This is a genomic window from Enterococcus sp. DIV0175 (assembly GCF_050529075.1).
Classification (GTDB): domain Bacteria; phylum Bacillota; class Bacilli; order Lactobacillales; family Enterococcaceae; genus Enterococcus_B; species Enterococcus_B thailandicus.
Map to the genome: position 1 here is coordinate 81860 of NZ_CP172880.1, position 13851 is coordinate 95710.

At 39.2% G+C, this 13851-nt stretch carries 27 protein-coding genes; all 27 read left to right on the forward strand.

Annotation, left to right across the window (positions count from 1 at the left end; all coding sequences use genetic code 11):
* Nucleotides 1-161 precede the first annotated feature (161 nt).
* The 27 genes from tuf to rpsM all read left to right on the forward strand — a co-directional run bounded on the left by tuf (nt 162) and on the right by rpsM (nt 13839).
* Complete coding sequence (gene tuf, locus IGJ76_RS00400) at nt 162-1349, forward strand: elongation factor Tu (protein ID WP_067483550.1); 1188 nt, start codon at nt 162-164, stop codon at nt 1347-1349.
* 335 nt (nt 1350-1684) lie between these two features.
* Nucleotides 1685-1993, forward strand: a complete 309-nt coding sequence (gene rpsJ / locus IGJ76_RS00405; RefSeq protein ID WP_005880808.1) for a 30S ribosomal protein S10 — start codon at nt 1685-1687, stop codon at nt 1991-1993.
* A gap of 27 nt (nt 1994-2020) precedes the next feature.
* Nucleotides 2021-2650, forward strand: coding sequence for a 50S ribosomal protein L3 (gene rplC / locus IGJ76_RS00410; RefSeq protein ID WP_067483548.1), 630 nt, complete (start codon nt 2021-2023; stop codon nt 2648-2650).
* A gap of 27 nt (nt 2651-2677) precedes the next feature.
* Nucleotides 2678-3301 carry a 50S ribosomal protein L4 gene (rplD, locus tag IGJ76_RS00415; RefSeq protein WP_430596666.1) on the forward strand — a complete coding sequence of 208 codons (624 nt, stop codon included), beginning with the start codon at nt 2678-2680 and terminating at the stop codon, nt 3299-3301.
* Nucleotides 3301-3591, forward strand: coding sequence for a 50S ribosomal protein L23 (gene rplW / locus IGJ76_RS00420; RefSeq protein WP_067483546.1), 291 nt, complete (start codon nt 3301-3303; stop codon nt 3589-3591). The genes rplD and rplW overlap by 1 nt, the downstream gene beginning before the upstream one ends.
* A 40-nt stretch (nt 3592-3631) precedes the next feature.
* Nucleotides 3632-4465, forward strand: a complete 834-nt coding sequence (rplB, locus tag IGJ76_RS00425) for a 50S ribosomal protein L2 (protein WP_067483545.1) — start codon at nt 3632-3634, stop codon at nt 4463-4465.
* A gap of 42 nt (nt 4466-4507) precedes the next feature.
* Complete coding sequence (gene rpsS, locus IGJ76_RS00430) at nt 4508-4786, forward strand: 30S ribosomal protein S19 (protein ID WP_002288655.1); 279 nt, start codon at nt 4508-4510, stop codon at nt 4784-4786.
* A gap of 22 nt (nt 4787-4808) precedes the next feature.
* Nucleotides 4809-5156 (forward strand): 50S ribosomal protein L22, encoded by a 348-nt coding sequence (rplV, locus tag IGJ76_RS00435; protein ID WP_067483544.1) that lies wholly within the window; start codon nt 4809-4811, stop codon nt 5154-5156.
* 13 nt (nt 5157-5169) lie between these two features.
* Nucleotides 5170-5826: a 30S ribosomal protein S3 gene (gene rpsC / locus IGJ76_RS00440; RefSeq protein WP_067483543.1), complete on the forward strand. Its 657-nt coding sequence runs from the start codon at nt 5170-5172 to the stop codon at nt 5824-5826.
* A 2-nt stretch (nt 5827-5828) separates the two neighbouring features.
* Complete coding sequence (gene rplP / locus IGJ76_RS00445; RefSeq protein ID WP_067483541.1) at nt 5829-6263, forward strand: 50S ribosomal protein L16; 435 nt, start codon at nt 5829-5831, stop codon at nt 6261-6263.
* Nucleotides 6253-6441 carry a 50S ribosomal protein L29 gene (gene rpmC, locus IGJ76_RS00450; protein WP_002288664.1) on the forward strand — a complete coding sequence of 63 codons (189 nt, stop codon included), beginning with the start codon at nt 6253-6255 and terminating at the stop codon, nt 6439-6441. Before rplP ends, rpmC begins: the two co-directional genes overlap by 11 nt.
* Before the next feature lie 24 nt (nt 6442-6465).
* Nucleotides 6466-6732 carry a 30S ribosomal protein S17 gene (gene rpsQ / locus IGJ76_RS00455; protein ID WP_067483538.1) on the forward strand — a complete coding sequence of 89 codons (267 nt, stop codon included), beginning with the start codon at nt 6466-6468 and terminating at the stop codon, nt 6730-6732.
* A 57-nt stretch (nt 6733-6789) separates the two neighbouring features.
* Complete coding sequence (rplN, locus tag IGJ76_RS00460; RefSeq protein WP_002288669.1) at nt 6790-7158, forward strand: 50S ribosomal protein L14; 369 nt, start codon at nt 6790-6792, stop codon at nt 7156-7158.
* A 36-nt stretch (nt 7159-7194) separates the two neighbouring features.
* Nucleotides 7195-7503 (forward strand): 50S ribosomal protein L24, encoded by a 309-nt coding sequence (gene rplX / locus IGJ76_RS00465; protein WP_067483536.1) that lies wholly within the window; start codon nt 7195-7197, stop codon nt 7501-7503.
* A gap of 28 nt (nt 7504-7531) precedes the next feature.
* Entirely contained in the window at nt 7532-8071 is a 540-nt protein-coding gene (gene rplE / locus IGJ76_RS00470) for a 50S ribosomal protein L5 (RefSeq protein ID WP_067483534.1), read from the forward strand.
* Nucleotides 8072-8089: 18 nt separating this feature from the next.
* The gene (locus tag IGJ76_RS00475) at nt 8090-8275 is read left to right on the forward strand and encodes a type Z 30S ribosomal protein S14 (protein WP_002356214.1); all 186 of its coding nucleotides are present in this window, start codon (nt 8090-8092) and stop codon (nt 8273-8275) included.
* Between the two features lie 36 nt (nt 8276-8311).
* Complete coding sequence (rpsH, locus tag IGJ76_RS00480) at nt 8312-8710, forward strand: 30S ribosomal protein S8 (protein ID WP_067483532.1); 399 nt, start codon at nt 8312-8314, stop codon at nt 8708-8710.
* 31 nt (nt 8711-8741) lie between these two features.
* Nucleotides 8742-9278, forward strand: a complete 537-nt coding sequence (gene rplF / locus IGJ76_RS00485; RefSeq protein ID WP_067483530.1) for a 50S ribosomal protein L6 — start codon at nt 8742-8744, stop codon at nt 9276-9278.
* A gap of 63 nt (nt 9279-9341) precedes the next feature.
* A complete protein-coding gene (gene rplR, locus IGJ76_RS00490) occupies nt 9342-9698 on the forward strand; it encodes a 50S ribosomal protein L18 (RefSeq protein ID WP_075491300.1) in 357 nt (118 codons plus the stop codon).
* Between the two features lie 20 nt (nt 9699-9718).
* Nucleotides 9719-10219: a 30S ribosomal protein S5 gene (gene rpsE / locus IGJ76_RS00495; RefSeq protein WP_067483528.1), complete on the forward strand. Its 501-nt coding sequence runs from the start codon at nt 9719-9721 to the stop codon at nt 10217-10219.
* Between the two features lie 14 nt (nt 10220-10233).
* Nucleotides 10234-10413, forward strand: a complete 180-nt coding sequence (gene rpmD, locus IGJ76_RS00500) for a 50S ribosomal protein L30 (RefSeq protein WP_002290455.1) — start codon at nt 10234-10236, stop codon at nt 10411-10413.
* 38 nt (nt 10414-10451) lie between these two features.
* Entirely contained in the window at nt 10452-10892 is a 441-nt protein-coding gene (rplO, locus tag IGJ76_RS00505) for a 50S ribosomal protein L15 (protein WP_067483526.1), read from the forward strand.
* Entirely contained in the window at nt 10892-12187 is a 1296-nt protein-coding gene (gene secY, locus IGJ76_RS00510; RefSeq protein WP_067483524.1) for a preprotein translocase subunit SecY, read from the forward strand. Before rplO ends, secY begins: the two co-directional genes overlap by 1 nt.
* Before the next feature lie 63 nt (nt 12188-12250).
* Complete coding sequence (locus IGJ76_RS00515) at nt 12251-12898, forward strand: adenylate kinase (protein ID WP_067483522.1); 648 nt, start codon at nt 12251-12253, stop codon at nt 12896-12898.
* Between the two features lie 190 nt (nt 12899-13088).
* Complete coding sequence (infA, locus tag IGJ76_RS00520; protein WP_010767960.1) at nt 13089-13307, forward strand: translation initiation factor IF-1; 219 nt, start codon at nt 13089-13091, stop codon at nt 13305-13307.
* Between the two features lie 32 nt (nt 13308-13339).
* Nucleotides 13340-13456, forward strand: coding sequence for a 50S ribosomal protein L36 (gene rpmJ, locus IGJ76_RS00525; RefSeq protein ID WP_002288710.1), 117 nt, complete (start codon nt 13340-13342; stop codon nt 13454-13456).
* A 17-nt stretch (nt 13457-13473) separates the two neighbouring features.
* Nucleotides 13474-13839 (forward strand): 30S ribosomal protein S13, encoded by a 366-nt coding sequence (gene rpsM, locus IGJ76_RS00530; RefSeq protein WP_067483520.1) that lies wholly within the window; start codon nt 13474-13476, stop codon nt 13837-13839.
* The last annotated feature ends 12 nt before the right edge of the window (nt 13840-13851 follow it).

Genomic DNA, 13851 nt, shown 5'->3' on the forward strand with positions numbered 1-13851 from the left:
CTTGATAATCACGTAAAGAGATTATCTAAAGAGACTATATTTTTAATATAGTTTCGTGTAAAATAGCTATCGATGATATGGGCATGTGATGTACGTTTAGTACATCATGTTCCTATCAGATAAATAAAAAATTATATTGTATTTTGGGAGGACATTTTAAAATGGCAAAAGAAAAATTTGACCGTTCTAAACCACACGTTAACATTGGTACTATTGGCCACGTTGACCATGGTAAAACTACATTAACAGCTGCAATCACAACTGTACTATCTAAGAAAAACGGCGGCCAAGCTATGGCTTACGATCAAATCGATGGTGCTCCAGAAGAACGCGAACGCGGAATCACTATTTCAACAGCTCACGTTGAGTATGAAACTGACGCACGTCACTACGCTCACGTTGACTGCCCAGGGCACGCGGACTACGTTAAAAACATGATCACTGGTGCTGCTCAAATGGATGGAGCTATCTTAGTAGTTTCTGCTGCTGATGGCCCTATGCCTCAAACTCGTGAACACATCCTATTGTCACGTCAAGTTGGTGTTCCTTACATCGTTGTATTCTTGAACAAAGTTGACATGGTTGACGACGAAGAATTATTAGAATTAGTTGAAATGGAAGTTCGTGACTTATTAACAGAATACGAATTCCCTGGTGATGATGTTCCTGTTGTTGCTGGTTCAGCTTTAAAAGCTCTAGAAGGCGACGCTTCATACGAAGAAAAAATCCTTGAATTAATGGCTGCAGTTGACGAATATATCCCAACTCCAGAACGTGAAAACGACAAACCATTCATGATGCCAGTTGAAGATGTATTCTCAATTACTGGTCGTGGTACTGTTGCAACTGGTCGTGTTGAACGTGGACAAGTTCGCGTTGGAGACGAAGTTGAAGTTGTTGGTATTGCTGAAGAAACTTCAAAAACAACTGTAACTGGTGTTGAAATGTTCCGTAAATTATTGGATTACGCTGAAGCAGGCGATAACATTGGTGCATTATTACGTGGTGTTTCACGTGACGATATCCAACGTGGTCAAGTTTTGGCTAAACCAGGTACAATTACACCTCATACAAAATTCTCTGCAGAAGTATATGTGTTGACTAAAGAAGAAGGTGGACGTCATACTCCATTCTTCACTAACTACCGTCCACAATTCTACTTCCGTACAACAGACGTAACTGGTGTTGTTGAATTACCAGAAGGAACTGAAATGGTTATGCCTGGCGACAACGTAACTATGGAAGTTGAATTAATTCACCCAATCGCTATCGAAAACGGTACTAAATTCTCAATCCGTGAAGGCGGACGTACAGTTGGTGCCGGTGTCGTTACTGAAATCAAAGCTTAATTTTTTTAAGCCTAATTAATGCAACATTATATTCGGACCTAAAAGCTCGAAACAATCATTATTTAGTGATTGTTTCGAGCTTTTTCTTTTCTTTATGAAAAAATATGAAAATAAATTGAATTTCCAAAGAAAAAGCCTTGCGTTGTGTGTTTGAATATACTATAATTACAAAGGTGCGTTTACCTTGGTGAATTGCACAGACGGAATCAATTTGATTCTTGTCGGCTAAGAAACGAGAGGTTGCGACACGCCCGGACGCTTTGCCACGAACGAGCGTGACGGAAATTTTCGTGGAGCTATGTCTACTTTTCAAAATAGGCGAAGGAGGGAACAAGATGGCAAAACAAAAAATTCGTATCCGTTTAAAAGCGTATGAACACCGTATTTTAGATCAATCAGCGGATAAAATTGTAGAAACTGCAAAAAGAACTGGAGCTAGTGTATCTGGTCCAATTCCATTACCAACAGAACGTAGTCTTTACACTGTTATTCGTGCGACTCATAAATACAAAGATTCTCGCGAACAATTCGAAATGCGTACTCACAAACGTCTAATTGACATTGTGAACCCAACACCAAAAACTGTTGATGCTTTGATGAAGCTAGACTTACCATCTGGTGTAAACATCGAAATCAAACTATAAAAAAACTAAATTAATGGAGGTGTACTCATGACCAAAGGAATCTTAGGGAAAAAAGTGGGAATGACACAAATCTTCACTGAATCTGGTGAATTAATTCCAGTAACTGTTGTAGAAGCTACTCCAAACGTAGTGCTACAAGTGAAAACAATGGAAACTGATGGCTACGAAGCTATTCAAGTTGGTTACCAAGATATGCGTGAAGTTTTATCAAACAAACCTGCGAAAGGTCATGTTGCAAAAGCAAACACGGCTCCTAAGCGCTTCATTCGTGAATTCAAAAATGTTGAGCTAGGAGAATATGAAGTAGGAAAAGAAGTTACAGTAGATGTTTTCCAAGCAGGAGACATTATTGATGTAACAGGTACTACGAAAGGTAAAGGATTCCAAGGGGTTATCAAACGTCACGGCCAAAGCCGCGGACCAATGGCTCACGGTTCTCGTTACCATCGTCGTCCTGGGTCAATGGGTCCAGTTGCACCTAACCGTGTATTCAAAAATAAACGTCTTGCTGGCCGTATGGGTGGCAATCGCGTGACAATCCAAAACTTGGAAGTTGTACGCGTTGATGCAGAAAGAAACGTAATCTTAATTAAAGGAAACGTTCCTGGAGCTAAAAAATCACTAATCACTATCAAATCAGCTGTGAAAGCTAAATAATAGTAGGAAGAAAGGAGGAACTAAGGAATGCCGAATGTAGCATTATTCAAACAAGATGGTAGCCAAAACGGTGAAATCACACTTAACGAAGAAATTTTCGGAATCGAACCTAATGAAAGTGTTGTTTACGATGCAATCGTTATGCAACGTGCTTCATTAAGACAAGGAACACATGCGGTTAAAAATCGTAGTGCTGTTCGCGGCGGTGGACGTAAACCATGGCGTCAAAAAGGAACAGGTCGTGCTCGTCAAGGATCTATCCGCTCACCACAATGGCGTGGAGGTGGCGTAGTTTTCGGACCAACACCACGTTCTTACAGCTACAAACTTCCTAAAAAAGTTCGTCGTTTAGCAATGAAATCTGTTTTATCAGAAAAAGTTGCTTCAAATAACTTGGTTGTTGTTGACGCATTAAGCTTTGACGCACCAAAAACAAAAGAATTTAAAGAAGTTCTTGCTAACTTATCTGTAGACGCTAAAGTATTAGTAGTTTTAGAAACTGGCAATGAGTTCGCTGCTTTATCTGCACGTAACTTATCAAACGTTTCTATAGTAACTTCTGATAATGTTAGTGTTCTAGACGTTGTTTCTAACGTGAAAGTATTAGCAACACAAACTGCTCTTACTCAAATTGAGGAGGTGCTTGCATAATGAACTTACTAGACGTAATTAAACGCCCAGTGATCACTGAAAAATCTATGCTTGCTATGGATGATAAAAAGTATACTTTCGAAGTTGACACTCGCGTAAACAAAACTTTAGTAAAACAAGCGGTTGAAGCTGCTTTTGACGTTAAAGTCAAAAACGTGAACATCGTGAACGTTCGTGCGAAATTCAAGCGTATGGGCAAACATGCGGGATACACTAAAAAACGTCGCAAAGCGATTGTTACATTAACAGAAGATTCAAAAGAAATTCAATTATTCGAAGCTGCTGAATAAGCACTATCTTGAAAACTTATTATAAATAGGAGGGAAAAACGTGGCGATTAAAAAGTACAAACCTACCTCAAATGGTCGTCGTAACATGACAGGTTCTGATTTTGCTGAAATCACAACATCAACACCTGAAAAAACATTGTTACAACCATTGAAAAACCATGCTGGTCGTAATAACAACGGTCGCATCACTGTACGTCATCAAGGCGGCGGACACAAACGTCAATACCGCGTAATCGACTTCAAACGTAACAAAGATAACGTTGTTGCTACTGTTCAAACGATCGAATATGATCCAAACCGTTCAGCAAATATCGCGTTAGTACACTACGAAGATGGAGTGAAAGCTTACATCTTAGCACCAAAAGGACTACAAGTTGGAATGAAACTTGTTTCAGGTCCAGATGCAGATATCAAAGTTGGGAATGCTCTTCCTTTAGCAAACATTCCAGTTGGTACTGTTATCCATAACATCGAAATGAAACCTGGTAAAGGTGGACAATTGATTCGCTCTGCTGGTACAAGTGCTCAAGTACTTGGTAAAGAAGGCAAATACGTATTGATCCGCTTAAACTCTGGTGAAGTTCGTATGATTTTAGCTGCATGCCGTGCAACAATCGGTTCTGTAGGTAATGAACAACATGAACTTATTAACATCGGTAAAGCTGGACGCTCTCGTTGGATGCGTAAACGCCCAACAGTACGTGGTAGCGTAATGAACCCTAACGATCACCCACACGGTGGTGGTGAAGGTAAAGCTCCGATCGGACGTAAAGCACCAGTTTCTCCTTGGGGTCAACCAGCTCTTGGCTACAAAACTCGTAACAAGAAAGCCCAATCAGATAAACTTATCGTACGTCGTCGCAAGACTAAATAATTTCTTTGACCATGTGTCGCACATTTTGAGAGGAGGTTCACCATGGGTCGTAGTTTAAAGAAGGGACCTTTCGTCGATGAGCATTTAATGAAAAAAGTTGAAGCTCAAGCGGGGGTTGAAAAGAAAAAAGTTATCAAAACTTGGTCACGTCGATCAACAGTATTCCCAAGTTTTGTTGGATATACCATCGCAGTTTATGATGGACGTAAACATGTACCAGTTTACATCCAAGAAGACATGGTAGGACACAAATTAGGTGAATTTGCACCAACAAGAACTTATCGTGGCCACGCTGCAGACGATAAGAAAACTAAACGCTAATTTGAGGGGAGGATAAATCCAAATGGCAGAACAAATCACATCAGCTAAAGCAACTGCAAAAACAGTTCGCACTTCACCTCGAAAAGCCCGTTTAGTAATTGACCTTATCAGAGGTAAAAGTGTTGCGGATGCAATTTCAATTTTGAAATTCACACCGAACAAATCTGCTGGAATCATCGAGAAAGTCTTGATGTCAGCAGTTGCAAATGCAGAAAATAATTTTGACTTAGACGTTGAAAATTTAGTAGTATCTGAAGCTTTTATTAACGAAGGACCAACAATGAAACGTTTCCGTCCACGTGCAAAAGGGTCAGCTTCTCCAATCAACAAACGTACAAGTCATATTACAGTAGTCGTATCAGAAAAATAAGGAGGGATAATCAGTGGGTCAAAAAGTACATCCAATTGGAATGCGTGTAGGCATCATCCGCGACTGGGATGCTAAATGGTATGCTGAAAAAGAGTATGCTGAATTCTTACACGAAGATCTAAGAATCCGTAAATTTATTTCAACTAAACTTGCTGATGCCGCTGTGTCAACTGTTGAAATCGAACGTGCTGCAAATCGCGTAAATATTTCAATCCACACAGCTAAACCAGGTATGGTTATTGGTAAAGGCGGTTCTGAAGTTGAAAGCCTAAGAAAAGAATTAAACAAATTAACTGGTAAAAGAATTCACATCAACATCGTGGAAATCAAAAAACCAGATTTAGATGCTAAATTAGTGGGCGAAGGAATTGCACGTCAATTAGAAAACCGTGTAGCTTTCCGTCGTGCACAAAAACAAGCTATCCAACGTTCAATGCGCGCAGGCGCTAAAGGAATCAAGACTCAAGTATCTGGACGCTTAAACGGTGCTGATATTGCACGTTCAGAAGGATACTCAGAAGGAACTGTTCCTCTTCATACATTGCGTGCGGATATCGATTATGCATGGGAAGAAGCAGATACAACATACGGAAAACTAGGAGTTAAAGTGTGGATCTATCGTGGAGAAATTCTTCCAACTAAAAAAAACACTGAGAAAGGAGGGAAATAATCATGTTAGTACCTAAACGTGTAAAACACCGTCGTGAATTCCGCGGAAAAATGCGTGGTGAAGCTAAAGGTGGTAAAGAAATCGCATTTGGTGAATATGGCTTACAAGCTGTTGATTCACATTGGATTACAAACCGACAAATCGAAGCTTCTCGTATCGCAATGACTCGTTACATGAAACGTGGTGGGAAAGTATGGATTAAAATTTTCCCTCACAAATCTTATACTGCCAAAGCAATTGGGGTACGTATGGGTTCTGGTAAAGGGGCACCTGAAGGATGGGTTGCACCAGTAAAACGTGGTAAAATCATGTTTGAAATTGCAGGCGTTCCTGAAGAAGTAGCTCGTGAAGCGTTACGTCTAGCTTCTCACAAATTACCAATGAAAACTAAGATCGTAAAACGTGAGGAAATGGGTGGTGAATCGAATGAAGGTTAAAGAAATCAGAGAATTAACCACTGCCGAAATGCTTGATCAAGAAAAACAATTGAAAGAAGAATTGTTTAATCTTAGATTCCAATTAGCAACAGGTCAATTAGAAAACACTGCACGTATTAAAGAAGTACGTAAATCGATTGCACGCATCAAAACTGTATTGCGTGAACAAGCTAAGTAATTACGGAAGGAGGCCATTAAGCGTATGACTGAAGAAAGAAATCAACGCAAGGTTTATCAAGGTCGTGTAGTTTCAGACAAAATGGATAAAACAATTACCGTTGCTGTCGAAACTAAGAAAAATCACCCTATCTATGGCAAACGCATGAACTATTCTAAGAAATACAAAGTGCATGATGAAAACAACACTGCCAAAGTTGGAGATATCGTGAGAATTATGGAAACTCGTCCATTATCAGCTACAAAACGTTTCCGTTTACTAGAAGTAGTCGAAGAAGCAGTTATTATCTAATAACACGAGATTTTCCTATATAGATTGAATGCAAAATCTGAAAGGAGGATACACAACGTGATCCAAGCAGAAAGTCGTTTAAAAGTCGCTGACAATTCAGGCGCACGTGAAATTTTGACGATCAAAGTCCTTGGTGGATCTGGTCGTAAAACTGCTAATATCGGTGATGTTATCGTTGCTACGGTTAAACAAGCAACGCCAGGTGGGGTTGTCAAAAAAGGTGACGTCGTTAAAGCCGTTATCGTTCGAACAAAATCAGGAGCTCGTCGTACAGACGGTTCATACATTAAGTTTGATGAAAATGCTGCAGTGATTATTCGTGATGATAAAAGCCCTCGTGGAACACGTATCTTTGGGCCAGTTGCACGTGAATTACGTGAAAACAACTTCATGAAGATCGTTTCACTAGCACCAGAAGTTTTATAATCTTGAGACACTTATCAAAGGAGGTGCGAAACAGTTATGTTTGTTAAAAAAGGCGATAAAGTTAAAGTTATCACTGGAAAAGACAAAAATAAAGAAGGCGTTGTATTAGCAGCGTTTCCTAAAAAAGATAAAGTCATTGTCGAAGGTGTGAATATTGTCAAAAAACACCAAAAACCTTCTCAGGCTGCTCCTCAAGGTGGTATTGTTGAGATGGAAGCTCCAGTTCATGTTTCTAACGTGATGGTGATCGACTCTACTGGTGTAGCTGGCCGAGTTGGCTACAAAGAAGTAGATGGCAAAAAAGTCCGTGTTTCTAAAAAAACCGGTGAAGTTCTAGATAAATAATAATTTTAAGGAAGGAGGGTCTTACTGAATGAACCGCCTAAAAGAAAAATATCTTAAAGAAATTACTCCATCATTGATGGAAAAATTCGACTATAGCTCTGTTATGCAAACACCTAAAGTTGAAAAAATCGTCATCAACATGGGTGTTGGTGATGCGGTATCAAACGCTAAAAACTTAGACAAAGCAGTTGAAGAATTAACTTTAATCACTGGACAAAAACCAATGATTACTAAAGCTAAAAAATCAATCGCTGGATTCCGTTTACGTGAAGGAATGCCAATTGGTGCAAAAGTTACTTTGCGCGGAGAAAGAATGTATGAATTCTTAGACAAATTGGTTTCAGTTTCACTACCACGTGTACGTGACTTCCATGGTGTAAGTAAAAAAGCCTTTGACGGTCGTGGAAACTATACTTTAGGTATTAAAGAACAATTGATCTTCCCAGAAGTAGATTATGATTTAGTAGATAAAGTACGCGGTATGGACATCGTTATTGTAACAACAGCTAACTCAGATGAAGAATCTCGTGAGTTGTTAACACAATTAGGTATGCCATTCCAAAAATAATTAAAGGAGGCGAACTACGTGGCTAAAAAATCAATGATTGCTAAAAACAAACGTCCTGCAAAACATTCAACACAAGCTTATACTCGTTGCGAACGTTGCGGACGTCCACATTCAGTTTATCGTAAGTTCCATCTTTGCCGTATTTGCTTCCGCGAACTTGCCTATAAAGGTCAAATTCCCGGCGTGAAGAAAGCTAGCTGGTAAAAAGTAAATTCGCATAAGAAGGAGGTAATTAGTTCAATGGTCATGACAGATCCAATTGCAGATTTTCTAACTCGTATCCGTAATGCAAACATGGTTAAACATGAGTCTTTAGAAGTACCTGCATCAAAAATCAAACGTGACATCGCTGAAATCTTGAAACGTGAAGGTTTCGTCCGTGATGTTGAATATATCGAAGATGACAAACAAGGCGTAATCCGTGTTTTCCTAAAATTTGGTAAAAACGGTGAACGTGTTATCACAAACTTAAAACGTATTTCTAAACCAGGATTGCGTGCTTATGTCAAAGCTGACGAAGTACCAAAAGTATTGAATGGTTTAGGTATCGCAATTATTTCGACTTCTGACGGTGTTATCACTGACAAAGAAGCTCGTGAAAAAAATGTCGGCGGCGAAGTTATCGCTTACGTATGGTAATTAAGTAGAATCTACAAGGAGGTGTCTTTAAGTGAGCCGTATCGGAAATAAAATCGTAGTCATTCCTGCAGGAGTAACTGTTACTCAAGATGGAAATGATATTACAGTTAAAGGACCTAAAGGTGAATTAACACGTACTTTTTCTTCAGATATTACTATGAATATTGAAGGAAACGAAGTTACTTTCACTCGTCCAAACGACAGTAAAGAAATGAAAACAATCCACGGAACAACTCGTGCTAACTTCAACAACATGGTTGTCGGCGTTAGTGAAGGTTTCCAAAAAGCATTAGAACTTATCGGGGTTGGGTACCGTGCACAATTACAAGGTTCAAAACTTGTATTGAACGTTGGTTACTCTCATCCAGTAGAAATTACACCACCAGCTGGTGTTACAGTTGAAGTTCCTGCCAATACACAAGTGATTGTTAAAGGTGCGAACAAAGAAGCAGTTGGCGAATTAGCTGCGAACATTCGTGGTACTCGTCCTCCAGAACCTTATAAAGGTAAAGGTATTCGCTATGTTGGTGAATATGTACGCCGTAAAGAAGGTAAAACTGGTAAATAATCGTAATTTATTTAAATTACGATTCGCGGCCTAATGGCTAGCATTATTAAAGAGGTGACAATTGTGATTACAAAACCAGATAAGAATAAAACACGTCAAAAGAGACATCGTCGTGTACGTAATAATATCTCTGGTACTGCTGAGCGCCCACGCTTGAACGTTTTCCGTTCTAACAAAAACATCTACGCGCAATTAATTGATGACGTAGCGGGTGTGACGCTAGCAAGTGCCTCTACCTTGGATAAAGAAATTTCAGGTGGAACAAAAACAGAAACAGCTACTGCTGTGGGTAAATTAGTTGCTGAACGCGCAGCTGAAAAAGGCATTAAAGTAGTAGTCTTTGACCGTGGTGGATACCTTTACCATGGCCGTGTGCAAGCTTTAGCTGAAGCTGCTCGCGAAAATGGACTAGAATTTTAGAAAAAGGAGGAATACCATTCATGGTTTACATTGATCCAAAACATTTGGAATTAGAAGACCGCGTTGTTGCAATCAACCGTGTAACAAAAGTTGTTAAAGGTGGACGTCGTCTACGTTTTGCTGCTTTAGTTGTTGTCGGTGACAAAAACGGACACGTAGGTTTCGGTACTGGTAAAGCTCAAGAAGTACCAGAAGCAATCCGTAAAGCAATTGAAGATGCGAAGAAAAACTTAGTTGAAGTACCAATGGTCGGTTCAACAATCCCACACGAAGTTATCGGTACTTTTAGTGGTGGTAGAATCCTAATGAAACCTGCTGTAGAAGGTTCTGGGGTTGCTGCTGGTGGACCAGTTCGTGCCGTATTAGAGTTAGCAGGGGTAGCTGATATCACTTCTAAATCATTAGGCTCAAATACACCAATCAACGTTGTTCGCGCAACTGTTGAAGGTCTGAAACAATTGAAACGTGCTGAAGAAGTTGCAGAACTTCGTGGCAAATCAGTTGAAGAAATTATCGGATAAGGAGGACAAAAATAATGGCTGAATTAAAAGTTACTTTAAAACGCAGTATTATCGGACGTCCTCAAAACCAACGTGACACTGTCAAAGCGTTGGGTCTTACAAAGATTAACAGTTCAGTGGTTAAGCCTTCTAATGAAGCTATTAAAGGTATGATCAATACTGTTTCTCACCTAGTGGACGTTGAAGAAGTCTAATAATTAAGAACTAGATTATTTAAGGAGGTGCCAAACCTATGAAACTTCATGAATTAAAACCTGCAGAGGGTTCACGCCAAGTACGCAATCGTGTTGGTCGTGGTACTTCATCTGGTAACGGAAAAACTTCTGGACGCGGACAAAAAGGTCAAAAAGCTCGTTCAGGCGGTGGTGTACGTTTAGGATTCGAAGGTGGACAAACTCCATTATTCCGTCGTTTACCAAAACGCGGTTTTACTAACGTAAATCGTAAAGAATATGCTGTCATCAACTTAGATGTTTTGAACCGTTTTGAAGATGGTGCAGAAGTAACACCTGTTGCTTTAGTTGAAGCTGGAATCGTTAAAAACGAAAAAGCTGGAATTAAAGTATTAGCTAACGGTGAATTAACTAAAAAATTAACTGTTAAAGCAGCTAAATTCTCGAAAGCAGCTCAAGACGCTATTGAAGCGGCTGGTGGTTCAATCGAGGTGATCTAATGTTTAAACTATTAAAAGATGCTTTTAAAGTAAGAGACATTCGATCTAAAATTTTCTTTACTGTATTTGTACTATTTGTTTTCCGTCTGGGTGCCCACATTACGGTACCAGGCGTGAATGCTAGTACATTACAAAATCTTTCTTCTTTACCATTTTTCAACATGTTGAACTTGGTAAGTGGTAGTGCAATGCAAAACTTTTCTATTTTCTCAATGGGGGTTTCACCATACATTACTGCTTCAATCGTCATTCAATTATTACAAATGGACATTGTTCCTCGTTTTGTTGAGTGGTCGAAACAAGGAGAAGTCGGTCGTAAGAAATTAAATCAAGCAACTCGCTATTTAACATTAGTTTTGGCTTTTGTTCAATCAGTAGGGATTACCGCTGGATTTAATCAATATGCTCAATTAGGTTTTGTAAGCAATCCAAACGTGTCTACATATGTAACGATTGGTTTAATTTTAACTGCCGGTACAATGTTTGTTACATGGTTAGGGGAGCAAATTACAGAAAAAGGAATTGGGAACGGCGTATCAATGATTATTTTCGCAGGGATCATTTCTCGATTGCCTGATAGTATCAAAGAAATTTATGAAGATTATTTTGTAAATATTGATTCTTCTGATATTTGGAAATCTGCAATTTTTATTGCCGTTTTACTTGTCGCGGTTTTATTGATCGTGACATTTGTAACATTTTTCCAACAAGCTGAACGCAAGATTCCAATTCAATATACGAAACGTGTGGCAGGTGCGCCAACAAGTAGTTATTTGCCATTAAAAGTAAATGCAGCTGGTGTTATTCCAGTTATTTTTGCTAGTTCGTTTATTGCAACCCCTAATGCTGTTTTACAAGCTTTAAGTGGTAGATTTGGGTCTGAAAATTGGTATAAAATCATGATGCAAATTTTCAACTATAATACGGTGCCTGGTGCAACAATTTATACTGTTTTGATTATTGCATTTACATTTTTCTACGCTTTTGTTCAAGTTAACCCTGAGAAATTAGCGGAAAACTTACAAAAACAAGGAAGTTATATACCTAGCGTGCGCCCTGGTAAGGGGACTGAGGAGTATGTCTCAAGCTTATTAATGCGATTAAGCACAGTTGGTGCAATCTTCCTTGGACTTGTGGCTTTATTACCAATTATCGCTCAGATGATTTGGGATTTACCACAATCTATTGGGTTAGGTGGTACAAGCTTACTGATTGTCATTGGTGTAGCTTTAGAAACTGCGAAACAGTTAGAAGGCTTAATGCTGAAACGCAAGTATGTTGGCTTTATCGAATAAGTAAGAAAGCGTGTTGAGGTTTCTCCTCAACACACGTTCTCACATTTATTAGGAGGGAAAGCAATGAACCTCATTTTAATGGGGCTACCAGGTGCGGGTAAAGGAACACAAGCTGAGAAGATTATTGATGCTTATGGTATTCCTCATATCTCAACTGGAGACATGTTTCGTGCGGCTATCCAAAATGAAACAGCTCTAGGCTTGGAAGCAAAGTCTTATATGGATAAAGGTGCACTAGTTCCTGATGAAGTAACAAATGGAATCGTGAAAGAGCGCCTAGCAGAATCTGATACAGAGAAAGGCTTCTTATTAGATGGCTTTCCTCGTACAATTGAGCAGGCTGAAGCTCTGGATGCAATGCTAAAAGATTTAAATAAAAAAATTGATGCTGTCATTGATATCCATGTTGGTGAAGAAGTTTTGGTTGAGCGATTAGCTGGCCGTTTCATCTGCAGCAATTGTGGAGCAACTTATCACAAAATTTTCAATCCTACAAAAGTTGAAGATACATGTGATCGTTGTGGGGGGCATGAATTCTATCAAAGAGAAGATGATAAACCTGAGACGGTTAAAAATCGTCTGGCTATCAACATCAAAAATAGTGAACCAATCCTTGCTTTTTACAAAGAACATGGTTTGCTTCATACTATTGATGGTGATCGTGAAATCGATGCTGTATTTACTGATGTACAAAAAATCATTGAAAAATAGCATGATTGCCCGTAGCCAACTTGCTTTATGCAGTTACTCTTGTAAAGTTCAATAAATTATGATAGAATATGTCAGTCCGACTTCTAGAGATTCCTCTAGATGATCCATTTTGAGAATTTTGAGGTGGGAACTGCAGTTTCCGCCATTTTATCGTGTGAAAATGCGAAACAAGTACAAGGAGGTACTGTGCGTGGCAAAAGAAGATATGATTGAAGTCGAAGGTACAGTCGTCGAAACTTTGCCGAATGCAATGTTTAAAGTTGAACTAGAAAACGGACACCAAGTTCTTGCTACTGTTTCAGGTAAAATTCGTATGCATTACATCCGTATCTTACCTGGTGACAAAGTAACGGTTGAATTGTCTCCATACGATTTAAGCCGTGGCCGTATCACTTATCGCTTTAAATAATTGTACTCCGTAAAACTACAGGAGGTATTATCATGAAAGTAAGACCATCAGTAAAACCAATGTGTGAACATTGTAAAGTAATTCGTCGTAAAGGACGCGTTATGGTGATTTGCCCAGCAAATCCAAAACATAAACAACGTCAAGGATAATTGGAGGTGTAACAAGTATGGCTCGTATTGCAGGAGTAGATATTCCTCGTGATAAACGTGTAGTAGTTTCACTTACTTATATCTATGGTATTGGTAACACTACTGCTCAAAAAATCTTGGCTGATGCTGGCGTATCTGAAGATGTTCGTGTTCGTGATTTAACGAATGAACAAACAGATGCTATCCGTGCTGAAGTTGATAAATTAAAAGTTGAAGGTGATCTTCGTCGTGAAGTGAACTTAAACATCAAACGTTTGATGGAAATCGGTTCATACCGTGGTATCCGTCACCGCCGTGGTTTGCCAGTTCGTGGACAAAACACAAAAAACAATGCACGTACTCGTAAAGGTCCAGCTCGTTCTATCGCTGGCAAGAAAAAATAATTCTTAAGTGAA

What these genes read in the sequence shown, in the direction of transcription:
- rplV (WP_067483544.1), top strand. Translation starts at nt 4,809, where the DNA reads ATGGCAGAACAAATCACATCAGCTAAAGCAACTGCAAAAACAGTTCGC.
- rpsS (WP_002288655.1), top strand. Translation starts at nt 4,508, where the DNA reads ATGGGTCGTAGTTTAAAGAAGGGACCTTTCGTCGATGAGCATTTAATG.
- rpsQ (WP_067483538.1), top strand. Translation starts at nt 6,466, where the DNA reads ATGACTGAAGAAAGAAATCAACGCAAGGTTTATCAAGGTCGTGTAGTT.
- rpsH (WP_067483532.1), top strand. Translation starts at nt 8,312, where the DNA reads ATGGTCATGACAGATCCAATTGCAGATTTTCTAACTCGTATCCGTAAT.
- rplD (WP_430596666.1), top strand. Translation starts at nt 2,678, where the DNA reads ATGCCGAATGTAGCATTATTCAAACAAGATGGTAGCCAAAACGGTGAA.
- rplW (WP_067483546.1), top strand. Translation starts at nt 3,301, where the DNA reads ATGAACTTACTAGACGTAATTAAACGCCCAGTGATCACTGAAAAATCT.
- rpmJ (WP_002288710.1), top strand. Translation starts at nt 13,340, where the DNA reads ATGAAAGTAAGACCATCAGTAAAACCAATGTGTGAACATTGTAAAGTA.
- rpsE (WP_067483528.1), top strand. Translation starts at nt 9,719, where the DNA reads ATGGTTTACATTGATCCAAAACATTTGGAATTAGAAGACCGCGTTGTT.
- rpsJ (WP_005880808.1), top strand. Translation starts at nt 1,685, where the DNA reads ATGGCAAAACAAAAAATTCGTATCCGTTTAAAAGCGTATGAACACCGT.
- rplP (WP_067483541.1), top strand. Translation starts at nt 5,829, where the DNA reads ATGTTAGTACCTAAACGTGTAAAACACCGTCGTGAATTCCGCGGAAAA.
- rpsM (WP_067483520.1), top strand. Translation starts at nt 13,474, where the DNA reads ATGGCTCGTATTGCAGGAGTAGATATTCCTCGTGATAAACGTGTAGTA.
- rplC (WP_067483548.1), top strand. Translation starts at nt 2,021, where the DNA reads ATGACCAAAGGAATCTTAGGGAAAAAAGTGGGAATGACACAAATCTTC.
- tuf (WP_067483550.1), top strand. Translation starts at nt 162, where the DNA reads ATGGCAAAAGAAAAATTTGACCGTTCTAAACCACACGTTAACATTGGT.
- rplE (WP_067483534.1), top strand. Translation starts at nt 7,532, where the DNA reads ATGAACCGCCTAAAAGAAAAATATCTTAAAGAAATTACTCCATCATTG.
- rplO (WP_067483526.1), top strand. Translation starts at nt 10,452, where the DNA reads ATGAAACTTCATGAATTAAAACCTGCAGAGGGTTCACGCCAAGTACGC.
- rplX (WP_067483536.1), top strand. Translation starts at nt 7,195, where the DNA reads ATGTTTGTTAAAAAAGGCGATAAAGTTAAAGTTATCACTGGAAAAGAC.
- rpmD (WP_002290455.1), top strand. Translation starts at nt 10,234, where the DNA reads ATGGCTGAATTAAAAGTTACTTTAAAACGCAGTATTATCGGACGTCCT.
- IGJ76_RS00515 (WP_067483522.1), top strand. Translation starts at nt 12,251, where the DNA reads ATGAACCTCATTTTAATGGGGCTACCAGGTGCGGGTAAAGGAACACAA.
- rpmC (WP_002288664.1), top strand. Translation starts at nt 6,253, where the DNA reads ATGAAGGTTAAAGAAATCAGAGAATTAACCACTGCCGAAATGCTTGAT.
- secY (WP_067483524.1), top strand. Translation starts at nt 10,892, where the DNA reads ATGTTTAAACTATTAAAAGATGCTTTTAAAGTAAGAGACATTCGATCT.